This window comes from Flavobacterium sp. 245 (assembly GCF_004362055.1).
In the GTDB taxonomy this organism is placed as follows: Bacteria; Bacteroidota; Bacteroidia; order Flavobacteriales; family Flavobacteriaceae; genus Flavobacterium.
The window spans coordinates 70,890-85,236 of record NZ_SNXB01000002.1; the positions used below are offsets into that span (position 1 = coordinate 70,890).

The window sequence follows — 14,347 nt, forward strand, 5'->3', positions numbered from 1 at the left end:
AACCGTTTTTAATTTTAAATTGGCTGCATTAATTGTAACCAATATTAAAATTATGAGCACTAGAGAAGAATTAATTAAAAAGTATGCTGCAGATTTAAAAGAGAAATGTGGTGTTACACCAAACATGGATTTGTTGACAAAAGTTACCATAGGTTGTGGTCCATCAATTTACAATGGAGATGCATCTACAGTTGCAGCGTCGCAACCGTCTGAATTAGAGACTGTAAAAAAGAATTTCTTGATTAAAAAGTTAGGATTGGCCAACACTCCAGCTTTAGACGAAGGACTTCACGCTGTATTAGAAAAATATGGTCATGCAAACAAGCACAAATACAGAGCAGTTGTATATTATTTATTGACATTGCACTTTAAAAAAGAAAGTGTTTATAAATAGAGATTAAAAAAAAAAAGCGCCTTAGTGGCGCTTTTTTCTTTATATCAATTAGTATTATTATTTAATCGGGATTGGGAAAATTGGCAAACTTGCATGTCCCAATGCATCTACTGTTTGTACGGCAAAAAAGTAATTATCTTTAGAATAAGGAATTTCAGCTTGAGTATCTTTTACAAATAATGTTTTTTCCCAATGTGAAGAAGAAGTCTCTCTCATCAAAATTTGATAACCATATTGTACTTTCCCTTCTGGAGCAGACCAAATCAAAGTCGATGAATTAGAAAGTTTTTTAACCTCAATTCCAACATTTTCAGGCGCTTTTGGCGACGAAGCAAGATTTGCTAAAGTGGCCAAATTTGCACAGGTATTTTTTCTCAAATAATCAAAATCCATAAATTCTGGTAAATCGCCATATTTGATATTATTTTCGGTTCTTAAATCTTGATGTTGATGATCAAAGTTTTCATTCATTTCGCAAAAACGAACGGCAGTAAAACCATTTTGGCTAAAAGGCGTATGATCACCGCCGCGTAAAAAGCGATCATTTCTGTACACTAATTTAACTTTCAATTGATCTACGTATTGCTCCGTAACGGTTTTAATATATCGAGCTAAAAGTCTTGACGGACTATCATTATCACGGCTTATAGCTTTACGCATTTTAGCTTCTTCCTCTGTTTCTAAATACGGAATTGTTTCACTAAAAACACGAATTTGAGTATTATCTCTTAAATTCGTACCGCTTGATAAACTGTTGCCAATCATGTCATTATTAAGCATTGCGACAATGTTCCAGTTTTGTTCTTTTGCTTTTTCGGCAAGGTGGCGCGCTCCAATTAAACCTTGCTCTTCGCCAGTTACGGCAACAAATATTATTGTGGCTGGAAAAGATCTTTTGCTCATTACTTTTGCCAGTTCAATAACTGCCGCAACACCAGAACCATCATCATTTGCTCCAGGTGCATTCGCTTTTATATTCATAACATCTGTAACTCGCGAATCAAGATGACCGCTAATAATAAGCACGCGATTATCTGTTGGGTCGGTTCCTTTTAAAGTAGCCATTACATTCCCAATTTGGCTGTCAACATTAATTCGTTTTCCATCAGCTTTTACTGTGAAATAATCAATTTCAGCAGTCAATCGCCCATTAGATTCCAAAGCAAATTTATCAAACTCAGATTTTACCCATTGTTGTGCCGCTCCAATTCCTTTTGTTTTGTTTTTAGGATCACTTAAAGTGTGTCTCGTTCCAAATGAAACCAGTTTGTGAATGGTAGCTTCAAGATTTTCAGCTTTAATTTCACTGATCATTTTCTTTATTTCTGGATCTTCAGAGACTTGTGAAATAGACGATTGAGTGAAAATTAGAAATGCAAAAGCAGTGTAAATAAGAGTCTTTTTCATTGATTTGGGATTAATTATAGGTTTTCAAATTTAACCAAAAGCAACAAACTACAATAAAATGTCAGCTTCTTTTTTTTATCCAGCATATTTTTCGGATTACCATTTTCAAACTTCGTACATTTGCACTTTAGAACTTTATGAATATGATTGAAATAGGAAAATACAATACACTTACTATATTACGTGATACTAAAGTGGGTTTGTTTTTAGGAAATCCTGAAAAAGACCCAGAAGGAATTCACGATGTTTTGCTTCCAAATAAATATGTTCCAAATGAATTCGAAATAGGCGAAGAGCTGGTTGTTTTTGTTTATTTGGATCACGAACAGCGCCCAGTTGCGACAACTCTAGAACCGTACATTTTATTGAATGAATTTGCGCTTTTAAGGGTAAATTACATTAATCAGGTTGGAGCTTTTATGGACTGGGGAATGGAGAAAGATATTCTTGTTCCGTTTAAAGAGCAGGCGCGCCCTATGGAAAAAGGAAAACGCTACTTGGTTTATTTATATTTAGACGAAAAAACAAAGCGTTTAGTAGCGTCAAGCAAAACTAATCAGTTTTTAAACAACGATCATTTGACAGTTGAAAAAGGGGAGGAAGTTGATTTGATTGTTTCGCATATCACTGAAATTGGAATTAATGTAATCATCAACGAACAGCACAAAGGTCTTTTATATAAAGATGAAGTGTATGACGATGCCATACGAACAGGAGACAGAATGCGTGGCTATATCAAAAATATTCGTCCTGATAATAAAATAGATGTTGCATTGCAAGTTCAAGGTTATCAAAGTATTGAGCCAAATTCTGAGAAGATTTTAGACGAATTAAGAGCCAATCGCGGTTTCTTGCGTTTGAATGATAATTCGCATCCAGAAGATATTAAAACCGTTTTAAAAATGAGTAAAAAGACTTTTAAAAAGGCTGTAGGAGCGTTATATAAAGAAAAACTTATTGAAATAAAAGACGATGGAATTTATTTGGTAAAGGAGTCTTAGAATTCAAGAATTCCAATACTTTAAATTTTTATTATAACAAGAAAGGCTGCTCATTACAAGCAGCCTTTCTCTTTTTATTCTAGTTTTAAAAAAAATTGTAATTAAAAAAAAACAGAAATAAAATAATTCGAATCCATTAAAAAAATAATAGCTTTAAAAATTTTAGAAATTACTTTTTCATCTGGGTATGTCTTTTAAACAATCAATACATTCATTTTTCTTTTACAAAAGCTCGAATTCACGGCTAACCCATTTGGTTTGATAAAATAACTTTTAGAAAGTTTCAGTTAGTATTTTTCCTCTTTTCGTAATCAATTCTATACTAATTACATTCAACAATTCTATTGTTTAACCGTAGGTGTTACTATCTCCTTTTTGTAGTTTTCACAAATGCGTAAATCATTTGCTCACTTTTTAAGGCTTTTTTACTATTTAAAACCGTAAAAAAATGAGCGACAAATTTTTTAAATTTTCTCAAAAAAATCATTTTTTAGGTTAATAAATCAGTGAAAGAAAATCAATCTTAGATCAACAAAATTAAATGTATCTCGTTGATTTCTAGGGTGTAAAATTAATTATTATTTTTCAAAACTAATGTTAAAAATTGTTATTTTTTGTCCATAAATACTAATTGTTAACATTCAACGCATTTTTTGAGTTAAGACTTAAATCAAATAGTGTAGGTAAAAATGTAAAAATGCTTTATTTTTACACTATAATTTTTTAAATAAACATATAGAAAATGGATTGGATTACCGCCAGAGAATTTGAAGATATAACCTATAAAAAATGTAATGGAGTTGCCAGAATTGCTTTTAACAGACCAAACGTTAGAAATGCTTTTCGCCCAAAAACTACTTCAGAATTATACCAGGCTTTTTATGATGCACAAGAAGATACTTCAATTGGAGTAGTTTTGCTTTCAGCCGAAGGGCCTTCAACGAAAGATGGCGTATATTCTTTTTGTAGTGGAGGCGATCAAAATGCTCGCGGACACCAAGGTTACGTAGGTGAAGATGGACAACACCGCTTGAATATTCTTGAAGTACAGCGTTTGATTCGTTTTATGCCAAAAGTAGTCATTGCAGTAGTTCCTGGATGGGCTGTTGGCGGTGGTCACAGTTTGCATGTGGTTTGCGATATGACGCTTGCCAGTAAAGAACATGCTATTTTTAAACAAACAGATGCTGATGTAACGAGTTTTGACGGCGGTTATGGATCTGCTTATTTGGCTAAAATGGTAGGACAGAAAAAAGCCCGTGAAATTTTCTTTTTAGGCCGAAATTATTCTGCTCAAGAAGCTTTCGAAATGGGAATGGTAAACGCTGTAATTCCGCATGATGAACTTGAAGCAACTGCTTACGAATGGGCGCAGGAGATTCTTCAAAAATCACCAACGTCTATAAAAATGCTGAAATTTGCTATGAACCTGACAGACGACGGAATGGTTGGACAACAGGTTTTTGCTGGAGAAGCAACTCGTTTAGCTTATATGACCGAAGAAGCAAAAGAAGGAAGAAATGCTTTCTTGGAAAAAAGAAAACCAAATTTTGGCGAAAACAAATGGCTGCCGTAAAGAAGTTATAAAATAGTTTAAAGTTTCAGGTTTCAAGTTACGAACCTGAAACGTGAAACCTCAAACCTGAAACTAAAAATAAACAAAATAAATAATGAAACATTGGATTGAAGCCGCGAGATTGCGCACATTGCCTTTATCAGTTTCTGGAATTATTGTTGGAAGCATTTATGCTTTATCAAATCCAACAGAAACTATTAATACACCAACAGAAGTATTTAGCTGGAAAATTTTTGGTTTTGCACTTTTAACAACTTTGGGCTTACAGGTTTTATCCAATTTTGCGAATGATTATGGCGACGGAGTAAAAGGTACCGATAATGCTGACAGAGTAGGGCCACAACGCGCTATTCAGAGTGGGAAAATTACGCCTCAAGCAATGAAAAAAGCAATTATAATTACATCGTTGCTTACTTTGTTGTCGGCTGTGATATTGATTTATTTTGCATTTGGGAAAGACAATTTCGGATATTCTATTTTCTTTTTATTGCTAGGAATTGCTGCAATTATTTCGGCAATTCGTTATACTGTAGGAAATGCTGCTTACGGTTATAAAGGATTTGGAGATGTTTTCGTTTTTGTATTCTTCGGATTGGTAAGTACTTTGGGCGTTAATTTTTTATACTCTAAAGAAGTGGATCCGCTTTTAATTCTTCCGGCAATTTCAATTGGTTTATTAAGCGTTGGTGTTTTAAACCTTAATAATATGCGAGATGAAGAGTCTGATAGAAAATCGGGTAAAAATACTATTGTAGTACAGATTGGCGGAGCAAATGCTAAAATTTATCATTTTACGCTTATTATCACTGCTATGATTTTAGTGGTTGTTTTTGCCATTTTAAGTGATTATAATTTTGATCAATATCTATTTTTATTGGCTTATATCCCTTTAACTAAACATTTAATTACAGTTGCTAAAAATCAAGATCCGAAGCTTTTAGATCCAGAATTAAAAAAAGTAGCGCTAAGCACATTTTTGCTTTCAATATTATTAACGGTTTGTATGATTTCATTGATTTCAGACATTATTGTTAATCTTTTTCTAGGTGGAAGATAAAATCAGTTCAACTTAAAAAATAAAATCATGAAAATTACATTTTACGGACATGCATCTTTAGGAATCGAAGTTGGAGGAAAACATATTATTGTTGATCCATTTATTACAGGAAATCCAGCTGCTGCATCTATTAACTTGCAAGATTTAAAAGCAGATTATATTCTGCTGACACACGCACACTCTGATCACGTTTTAGACGTTCAAGCAATTGCAAAATTGACTAATGCTGTTATTGTTTCAAATGCAGAAATTGCCAGTTATTACGCAAAATTAGGATTTAATTCACATCCAATGAATCATGGTGGAAGCTGGAAATTTGATTTTGGAAGAGTTAAGTATGTAAATGCGATTCATTCAAGTACTTTTCCTGACGGTACTAACGGTGGAAATCCAGGAGGTTTTGTAATCGAAAGCGAACATAAAAATATTTACATTGCTGGTGATACTGCTCTTACCTATGATATGAAGTTGATTCCGTTAAGAACAAAGCTAGATTTAGCCATTCTTCCAATCGGAAACAATTTTACAATGGATGTTGAAGATGCTATCATTGCTTCAGATTTTGTAGAATGCGACAAAATTCTAGGTTATCATTTTGATACTTTCGGTTATATCGAAATCAATCACGAAGAAGCAATCAAAAAGTTTTTTGATAAAGGAAAAGATTTGATGCTTTTAGGAATTGGAGAATCTATAGAACTATAGTTTTTTAATAAATTAACAGTTTTGGCATAATATATGTCATTTCGACGAAGGAGAAATCTTCGCGAGAAGCTCGACAAAAATAATTTAATTTTGATATGGAGTTTCTGGTGAAGATTTCTCCTTCTTCGAAATAACAAAATTGAAAATGAAAACCATCAATCAATATGAAATTAAAAAGATTAGCCCTATTTCTTTTAATTACAATTTCGTTTAATTCCTTTGCACAAAAAGACGGCTATTGGGATAAAGAACGTGCAACAACAAAAGAAATTATTGTTTCTGCCCGTGATAGAATCACCATAAAAACAGAAGATCTTCCTGTTGGAACAACTGAAATTGTTTACCGAATTACACTTTTAGATGAAAATCAGCAAATGGCAAACAGTCTGGTTTCGGTATTAAAATCAATTCCAGATCCAACCGGAGTTAGTCAGGGTTCAGCTGGAGCGGTATTTTTAATGTCTAAAATTTCTGGAGACGATACTTGTACTTACGCATTATTTACTTCGGCAGAAAATGCTAAAAAGTATATTGAAGACGGAAAAACAGATAAAGCTTGTTATGCGCAAGAGGAACCTTTGAGTAAAGACGCCAAAAGATTATCACTTGATAAATCATCTTGCCTGGGACAAAATGTGAATACGCTTTGGTTTGGATTTCATAGCAAAAACTGGCTTTTAAAGCAAAAAGTGGTTGTTGAAGTTGTGCCTTGGGTAGATACAAAACTAAATCGTGGCTGGAATCAGGACAATAAAAACGAAATTATCAGTTTGTGCAAAACATCTACAATGGCCCAAAAAATGGCCAATTCAGATGATTTCTGCGTTTGTATTTTAGACAAAATCATGAAACAATACCGTTATACGGAGTTTCAAAAATTATTGGCGATCGAAAAAAATAAAGTCTATAAAGATTTCGGAAATGCCTGTTACAAAGACGCTGATATTTCTAAAAATGTTTTTAGTGACTTAAGAAACCAAGCTTCAGTATTAATTAAACAGCAAAAGTACAACGAAGCAATTCCGAAATTAAACACTATTATTAATGAAGGAAAAGCAACTGCATTAGATTACAGTTCAATTGGTTATTGCTATATTTTGACAAAACAATACGAAAAGGCACTGAAATTTTTACAAGAAGGCGAAAAACTAGACAATACAGAGTTACTGGTGAAACTAAATCTGGCGCATTTGTATTTAGTCAGCAATAATTACGGTGAAGCAAAAACTATTTACAAAAAATATCAAGATCAAAATGTAACGGACAGCATTAGCTGGAAAGACAAAACAAAATCAGATTTTACTATTTTTCAAAAAGCGGGTCTGCCGTCAAAAGACTTCGAGAAAGTTTTAAAACTTTATAATTAAGTTGCTAAGATACTAAGTCTCTAAGATTTAGTGTCTCAGTATCTTAGGATCTTAGAACCTTTGCATCTAAAAAAAATGAAAGCATCTTACCAAAAATACATGCTCGAGTTCAAGCGTCCGTCTGGAACGTCACGTGGGGTTATGACTGAAAAAGAAACTTGGTTTATTGTTTTAGAAGAAAATGGTAAAATAGGAATTGGCGAGTGCGGTATTCTTCGCGGATTAAGTGCTGATGATCGTGATGATTATGAAGAAAAGCTTAAATGGACCTGTGAAAATATCCATTTGGGAGAAAAAGAACTTTGGGAGAATTTGCTCGAATTCCCTTCTATTCAATTTGGAGTTGAAATGGCATTTTTATCCTTAAAAAGCGAAAATCCATATGTGTTGTTCCCTTCTGATTTTACTAATAATACAAAATCAATTAACATAAATGGTTTGGTCTGGATGGGAGAAGCTTCTTTCATGAAACAGCAGATCGAAGAAAAATTAGCTGACGGATTTACTTGCATAAAGCTAAAAATCGGAGCCATAGATTTTCAAAAAGAATTGGAATTACTGCAGTTTATAAGAAGTCACTTTTCACCCGAACAAATAGAAATAAGAGTTGATGCCAATGGCGCATTTCCTTTAAGTGAAGCTTTAGAAAAGCTTCATCAATTAAATCAATTTCAGCTTCATAGTATTGAACAACCTATAAAAAAAGGTAATATTCAAGCCATGTCGGATTTATGCAAAACAACTCCGTTTCCGATTGCATTAGATGAAGAATTGATCGGTATATTTTCATTCGAAGAAAAAGAAAGATTGTTGCAGGAAATCAAACCTCAATATATTATTTTGAAGCCAAGCTTCATTGGCGGTTTTAGAGGAACAAAAGAATGGATTGATTTGGCAAATAAATACGAAATTGGCTGGTGGATAACATCCGCTTTAGAAAGCAATATTGGACTGAATGCCATTTCACAATGGACATTTATCCAAAATTCAAAAATGCCCCAAGGATTAGGTACAGGAGCACTTTACACCAATAATTTTGATTGTCCGCTTGAAGTTGCTCAAGGGCAATTATGGTACAATAATTCAAAAAAATGGGATTCTTTTGAAGGTTCAAAGTGACAAAGAAGCAAAAATTCTAAGTTGCAAAGGCATAGATTATAAAAAACTCAGAACCTTAGCAACTTAGAACCTTAGAATCTTTTTTTACTCTTTCCCTCCAAGTAAATTTTCTTGCCAATCTTTTAGTTCCTGCCATTTTCCTTGATAAGCTAATAAAGCCTGTTTAGCCCAAGTGCTTGGATTATGAATAGAATAATTTTCACCGCCGGCATCTAGAATTGACTGTAATTTGTCAGTAGAAGTTTTTGACAATTCATGCCAAGTTGTAATTCCAGCTTCATGATACAAAGCTTCTATTTTTGGACCAATTCCTTCCACTATTTTAAAATCATTTTCTTTTATTTTTTTTCCAAAAATAGTTGCTGCCAATACCCCGTCAAATACTATAAGGGGTGCCGTTGCAGCAAATGACTGAGGAGCTGCAGTAATTTTTGCTTTTGCGGCTAAATCAGCCTCTAATTGTGCTATTCTTGCATTTAAATTTTTGGTATTTGCCTTGCAGGCATCTAAATCTTCCTGTAAAGATATTTCAAGCGAATTGTCGCTTTTTGAATTCATTTTCCCTAGTAAGTAACCTAAAATTCCACAGATTAATCCCACTAATGCTGGTATTAAGATACAAGGTATATTCATGATTATATATTTTTAATTATTTAATTGTAATGACAGTTCTTCTGTTGCTAGCTTTTCCTTCGGCGGTTGTGTTTTCTCCCACTGGCTCGTCTGGCCCTTTTGATTCGGCAGTTATTCGAGAAGCTTCAATACCGTTTTTAGCTAAATAATTTTTTGAAAATTCAGCACGCTTTTGCCCCAGAATAATATTAGAATCGCGATTTCCAACATCATCTGTATGTCCCACAACTAAGACAGAAGCATCTTTCACTTGGTTCATATACTTAACAATATCCGATACTTTTTGCTTTTCGACTGCGGTAAGATTATCGCTTGATTTGTTTGTGTTAAAATGAAGAATTAACGGATCGGCATTTATTTTTTCTTTTAAGATGCTCCATTCGTCATTTGCTGTCGTTGTAGTATCAATAGTCTCAAATTTATAATCGGCTGGACCTAAAAGAGTATCTAAATCGGTTTTCCATTTATCTATAATTTCGCCTTTTATATCAAATTGAGCTTCCAATAAACCTTTAGAAACAAAATAGTTTTTAATATCATTTGCCCTCGCTAAAGCAAGATTTTCAAACTTAGTTGTGTTAGTTTCGTCAGAAGTTGCGTAACCTGTGATAGTCACTTTTTGCTTAGGATTGGAAATTAAAAATGTTTTTAAATTTTCAACTCCAATGGTTACAGAATCACTTACAGGCATAATCAGTGCAGCACTGTTTTTTAAGAATTTGAGGTTGTCATTAATTCTGAAATTAATTCCCGAACCATTAAGAACAAAAGGAACAAAATTATTGTCCTTTACTGCAACTGTTGGTACTTTTTCTGTATCAGCGGCTGGTGTTTCCATGCTGCCATTGCAACAAAATTTCACATACAAAAATGTACCCAAAATAATGGTTAATGCAATGCCTAAGAGATAAAGTGCTTTTTTAGACATAAGTTCACAAGTTAAGATTCTATCAAATTTAGCGAAATAAAAACATGTAACATGTTAATAATCAATTAAATTGATAATGTTTTAAAGTTAAGTTCAGGTATTGTCATCTCTTTTTAGCTTTTTAAAATCATTTCCCGACCTGAATTAAATTAAGTAACTTGCATTAAAATTAATTGAAGTATCAAAATGGTTGAAATTGAAAGAAAGTTTCTTGTAAAATCAGAAGATTTTAAAGAACAGGCTTTTACTCAAAATAAGATTGCTCAGGGTTATTTAAGCTCTATTCCGGAAAGAACGGTTCGCGTTCGAATTAAGGGAACTAGAGGCTTTTTAACCATAAAAGGTATTGGGCATCAAGGCGGTATGTCGCGTTTTGAATGGGAAAATGAAATTCCGCTTGAGGAAGCACAAGAATTGCTGAAATTATGCGAAAAGGGAAAAATTGAGAAAACTCGTTTTGAAATTAAATCTGGAAACCACATTTTTGAAGTTGATGAATTTTACGGAGAAAATGAAGGCTTGATTATGGCCGAAATTGAACTGAAATCAGAAACGGAAACTTTTGAAAGACCAGAATGGCTTGGTGAAGAAGTTACAAATGACGAAAGATATTATAATGCTTATTTGAGCAAAAATCCATTTAAAGACTGGAAAAATAATTGATTTATGGCAGATTATGATTTGATTATTGTTGGTGGCGGTCCAATAGGGCTTGCTTGTGCAATTGAAGCTCAGAAGAAAAACTTACGTTATTTAATTATTGAAAAAGGTGCAATTGTAAACAGTATTTTTAATTATCCGCTATACATGACATTTTTTTCTACTGCAGAACGATTAGAAATTGGAGATATTCCGTTTAATTGCCTGGCACCAAAACCTGGTCGTCAAGAAGCGTTAGAATATTACAGAAATATCCATCGTTATTTTAATTTCTCTATTAATTTATTTGAAAAGGTAACCAAGATTCAGAAAAAGGAGCAAAATCAGTTTGAAATTCTAACGGATAAAAACACTTATACTTCTCAAAACGTAATCATTGCAACCGGTTTTTATGACATTCCAATTACCATGGAGGTAAAAGGAGAAGAATTGCCAAAGGTTCGTCATTATTATAAAGAAGCGCATGAATATGCTTTTCGAAATGTTTTAGTTGTTGGGGCAAATAATTCCTCTGTTGATGCCGCACTGGAATGCTGGCGAAAAGGAGCGAATGTAACAATGGTAATTCGTAAAAATGAGATTAACAACAGAGTGAAATATTGGGTTAAACCCGATATTGAAAACCGAATTGCCGAAGGAAGTATTAAAGCTTATTTTGAATCGAATATTACTGAAATTCGAGAAGATGAAGTTGAGATTGAAACTCCAAACGGAAAAATTACTATTGAAAATGACTTTGTTTTGGCTTTGACTGGTTATAAACCAGATTTAAATTTCCTCGAAAATATAGGAATTCAGCTTTCTGAGGATGAATTAAAAACTCCCATTTACAATACGGAAACAATGGAAACAAATGTAGAAGGTTTATTTCTAGCCGGTGTTGTTTGTGGCGGAATGCAGACGCATAAATGGTTTATTGAGAATTCAAGAATTCATGCTAAAATGATTGTGGATTATATTACTTCGAAATAGTTTTTTAGCCACTAATTTCACGAATTTTTACTAATTTTTTAAAGAACTGTCACATTGAACGAAGTCTAGCTAGATGCGTATTTCCTCTGGATTTCTCTTTAACTAACAATATATAATTTGTGAAAATTCGTGAAATTAGTGGCAAAAAAAAACTTTATGAACTACAAGAAAGCATTGAGCAGCCTACTTTTGATCTTGCCCAATCTGGACGTTTTGCAAACCATTTTTCATATTCCGTCTGTTCGTCATATGGTTTTTGCAAAAGAGTGTAAAGTTCGTCAATTAATGAATAATCTTCTTTTTCGGCAGCGTCGATTGCAAGTTGTGCCATATAATTTCGAAGCACATATTTAGGATTTATCAGGTTCATTTTTTGCGAACGCTCAGCATCTGATAAATGTTCAGCTTTTAATCTTTCCAAGTAATCAGAAAACCATTTTGTCCAGATTTCTAAAATTTCTCCTGAAACTTCTTCTGGTTTGTAAAATGAATATTTAATTTTTTCAATTGCTTCCGGCGCAAAATCTGACTTTTCAACAGTACTCAAATTTCTGAAAAAGATCGTCATATCTGTTTCTGTTAATTGCAGATTATTTTCTAAATCTGAAACTAATTCCTCGTCAGTTTTAGTTGAAGCAAACAATCCTAACTTGCTTAAAAACATGTTTTTATAATCTGAATTAAAATCATTCATAAAGGATTCTAATATCTTTTCCAATGGTTCTGCTTCATTAATAAGCGGATAAATTGCATTGGCTAATTGATATAAATTCCATTGCGCAACTTGTGGCTGATTGCCAAAACGATATCTTCTGTTTTGACTGTCGGTGGTATTTGGTGTCCAATTTGGATCATAGTTTTCAAGCCAGCCGTACGGGCCGTAATCAATTGTGATTCCATGAATCGACATATTGTCTGTATTCATTACACCGTGTACAAAACCAACGCGTTGCCAATGTAAAATCATTTCACGTGTTGTATTGGCAACTTCTTTGAAAAATTGCAAATATTGTTCTTTTGGCTCACCGGTAATTTTTGGAAAATAATGTTTGATTGTAAATTCTACAAACTGCTTTAAATTTTTAAGTTCATTTCTGGCAGTCAGCATTTCAAAACTTCCAAATCTTATGAAAGAAGGAGCTACACGGCAAACAATTGCGCCTTTTTCATACGCAGGATTTCCATTGTATAAAATATCACGCAAAACCTGATCTCCAGATAAAAGTAGAGAAAGCGATCGGGTAGTGGGAACTCCTAAATGAAACATGGCTTCGGCACATAAATATTCTCTAATAGACGAACGCAAAACGGCCAAACCATCCGCAGTTCTTGAATAAGGAGTTTTTCCAGCGCCTTTTAACTGAAGCGTATAAAATTGATTATTGTTTTCAATTTCAGTTAAATTGATTGCACGTCCGTCACCTAATTGTCCAGCCCAGTTTCCAAATTGATGACCAGCATAACACATTGCAAAAGGCTTTGTTTCTGGAAGAATTTCTTTTCCTGAAAAAGCATTAAGAAATTCTTCAGACTGAATTTCTTCTTTTAAAATTCCAATTAATGACGCAACTTCTTCTGAAGCATGAATCAGTTTTGGATTTGAAGGAATTGTTGGATTTACATACGAAAACAAAGTATTTTTTACCTGACGAACTTCATTTGTTATATCTGGATCTGCAGGTAATTCGGCTGTAAATCGATTGTTTATTTTTAGATTTTTCATTTGAATATTTCTTTTGCCACAGATTAAGAAGATATAAAAGATTTTTTAATCTCGATCAATAATAAAAAAATCTGTTTAATCTGTGGCTAAAACTTAAATTAATCTGTCGGCGTACATTTTTTTCAATTTCTGCACTTTTGGATCAATTACGATCTGGCAGTAACGCGCATCCTGATTGTTGTTATAATAGTTTTGATGATCTTCTTCGGCTTCATAAAACACCTCAAAATCAGTTAATTCGGTTACAATTTTGTCATCATAAAAAGGTTTTACCTCTTCAAAAACTTGCTGTGCGATTTCTTTTTGTTCTAAATCATGATATAAAACAATCGAACGATATTGTGTACCAACGTCTGCACCTTGACGATTAAGCGTTGTAGGATCATGACTGGTCATAAATATGAAAATCAAATCGTGATATGAAATTATGTCAGGATCAAACGTAACTTGTATCACTTCAGCATGTCCGGTTCTGCCAGAACACACTTCTCGATATGGCGGGTTCTTAATAAAACCACCAGAATATCCTGATTTTAAAGATTTTACTCCATTCAAACGCTGAATTACAGCTTCAATACACCAAAAACATCCTCCACCAAAAGTGGCTGTTGCTAAATTTCCCATAGAATTTGTATTGTTTAAGTTTCTATTGCCCCATTAATCCGATAGAATATTATGATAAATTACTAAAATAATGTGTATTTAGTTAAATATACTAAACGGTTATGTAATATTTGAAGTTTACAATTGATAAATTCGCAATTTTATAAAAAAGCCTTTATATTTGCATTCAAACTCTCACTGT

Annotated in this window: 14 protein-coding genes; 9 read left to right on the top strand and 5 right to left on the bottom strand. The window is 33.2% G+C overall.

What is annotated here, in order from left to right:
- Positions 1-52 precede the first annotated feature (52 nt).
- A complete protein-coding gene (locus EV145_RS03575) occupies positions 53-394 on the top strand; it encodes a DUF2853 family protein (protein ID WP_133523864.1) in 342 nt (113 codons plus the stop codon).
- A gap of 57 nt (positions 395-451) precedes the next feature.
- On the opposite strand, the gene EV145_RS03580 is transcribed toward EV145_RS03575, so the two are convergent.
- The gene (locus tag EV145_RS03580) at positions 452-1,801 is read right to left on the bottom strand and encodes a M28 family metallopeptidase (protein WP_133523865.1); all 1,350 of its coding nucleotides are present in this window, start codon (positions 1,799-1,801) and stop codon (positions 452-454) included.
- A 143-nt stretch (positions 1,802-1,944) separates the two neighbouring features.
- Here EV145_RS03580 and EV145_RS03585 point away from each other — a divergent pair, with 143 nt between their 5' ends.
- From EV145_RS03585 to EV145_RS03610, 6 genes are all read left to right on the top strand, one after another.
- On the top strand, positions 1,945-2,802 hold the full coding sequence (locus EV145_RS03585; protein ID WP_133523866.1) for a S1 RNA-binding domain-containing protein: 858 nt from the start codon (positions 1,945-1,947) through the stop codon (positions 2,800-2,802).
- A 742-nt stretch (positions 2,803-3,544) separates the two neighbouring features.
- Entirely contained in the window at positions 3,545-4,378 is an 834-nt protein-coding gene (locus EV145_RS03590) for a 1,4-dihydroxy-2-naphthoyl-CoA synthase (RefSeq protein WP_053473251.1), read from the top strand.
- Positions 4,379-4,472: 94 nt separating this feature from the next.
- Positions 4,473-5,435, top strand: coding sequence for a 1,4-dihydroxy-2-naphthoate octaprenyltransferase (gene menA / locus EV145_RS03595; RefSeq protein ID WP_133523867.1), 963 nt, complete (start codon positions 4,473-4,475; stop codon positions 5,433-5,435).
- Between the two features lie 27 nt (positions 5,436-5,462).
- On the top strand, positions 5,463-6,140 hold the full coding sequence (locus tag EV145_RS03600) for a metal-dependent hydrolase (protein WP_133523868.1): 678 nt from the start codon (positions 5,463-5,465) through the stop codon (positions 6,138-6,140).
- A gap of 164 nt (positions 6,141-6,304) precedes the next feature.
- Positions 6,305-7,507 (top strand): tetratricopeptide repeat protein, encoded by a 1,203-nt coding sequence (locus EV145_RS03605; RefSeq protein ID WP_133523869.1) that lies wholly within the window; start codon positions 6,305-6,307, stop codon positions 7,505-7,507.
- A 75-nt stretch (positions 7,508-7,582) separates the two neighbouring features.
- Positions 7,583-8,626: an o-succinylbenzoate synthase gene (locus EV145_RS03610; RefSeq protein ID WP_133523870.1), complete on the top strand. Its 1,044-nt coding sequence runs from the start codon at positions 7,583-7,585 to the stop codon at positions 8,624-8,626.
- Between the two features lie 84 nt (positions 8,627-8,710).
- Here the strand turns inward: EV145_RS03610 and EV145_RS03615 are convergent, their stop codons facing one another.
- On the bottom strand, positions 8,711-9,259 hold the full coding sequence (locus EV145_RS03615; RefSeq protein ID WP_133523871.1) for a hypothetical protein: 549 nt from the start codon (positions 9,257-9,259) through the stop codon (positions 8,711-8,713).
- Between the two features lie 16 nt (positions 9,260-9,275).
- Positions 9,276-10,187 (bottom strand): OmpA family protein, encoded by a 912-nt coding sequence (locus tag EV145_RS03620; RefSeq protein ID WP_133523872.1) that lies wholly within the window; start codon positions 10,185-10,187, stop codon positions 9,276-9,278.
- Positions 10,188-10,373: 186 nt separating this feature from the next.
- Here EV145_RS03620 and EV145_RS03625 point away from each other — a divergent pair, with 186 nt between their 5' ends.
- Together EV145_RS03625 and EV145_RS03630 are read left to right on the top strand one after the other, a co-directional pair.
- Positions 10,374-10,850, top strand: coding sequence for a CYTH domain-containing protein (locus tag EV145_RS03625; RefSeq protein ID WP_133523873.1), 477 nt, complete (start codon positions 10,374-10,376; stop codon positions 10,848-10,850).
- Between the two features lie 3 nt (positions 10,851-10,853).
- Positions 10,854-11,819 (top strand): YpdA family putative bacillithiol disulfide reductase, encoded by a 966-nt coding sequence (locus tag EV145_RS03630; protein WP_133523874.1) that lies wholly within the window; start codon positions 10,854-10,856, stop codon positions 11,817-11,819.
- Positions 11,820-11,973: 154 nt separating this feature from the next.
- Here EV145_RS03630 and EV145_RS03635 read toward each other — a convergent pair whose 3' ends face one another.
- Positions 11,974-13,542: a protein adenylyltransferase SelO gene (locus tag EV145_RS03635; RefSeq protein WP_133523875.1), complete on the bottom strand. Its 1,569-nt coding sequence runs from the start codon at positions 13,540-13,542 to the stop codon at positions 11,974-11,976.
- Positions 13,543-13,635: 93 nt separating this feature from the next.
- On the bottom strand, positions 13,636-14,166 hold the full coding sequence (msrA, locus tag EV145_RS03640) for a peptide-methionine (S)-S-oxide reductase MsrA (RefSeq protein ID WP_133523876.1): 531 nt from the start codon (positions 14,164-14,166) through the stop codon (positions 13,636-13,638).
- Positions 14,167-14,347: the final 181 nt, after the last annotated feature.